This window comes from Alteromonas sp. ABH4_456 (genome assembly GCF_056160645.1).
The window spans coordinates 1-379 of sequence record NZ_JBSWXO010000050.1 but is presented as its reverse complement, the minus strand read 5'-3'; the positions used below and the strand labels follow the sequence as shown (position 1 = coordinate 379).

The following is a 379-nucleotide window of genomic DNA, read 5'->3' as shown; positions in this document are numbered from 1 at the left end:
ATGGCGAAGGCGAATGGCACGCCTATAAACATGGCAGAGAGAAACGGCGTCGCTGGCGCAAACTGCATGTCGCCGTTGACAGTGCGACGCACGAAGTCATTGCCGCTCAGATGAGTCTTGAAAATGTCGGCGACAATCAGGTATTACCAACATTATTAAATCCGCTTAGACGGAGGATAGGCCAGCTCAGTGCAGATGGTGCATACGATACCAGAGCTTGCCATCGGTTGTTGATAAGTAAGCAGACTACAGCCACTATCCCGCCACGAAAAAATGCGGGCTTCTGGCAAGAAGGTCATCCTCGTAACGAAGCGGTAGAAGCACAGAAAGCGGGTATGCTAACAGAGTGGAAACAGAAAAGTGGTTATCACAAACGCTC

1 protein-coding gene is annotated in these 379 nt (G+C 50.4%); it reads left to right on the top strand.

Going from position 1 to position 379, the window contains the following annotated elements:
• On the top strand, window positions 1–379 hold a 379-nt coding region (locus tag ACXAG2_RS20895; RefSeq protein WP_474870257.1), incomplete at both ends, for an IS5 family transposase.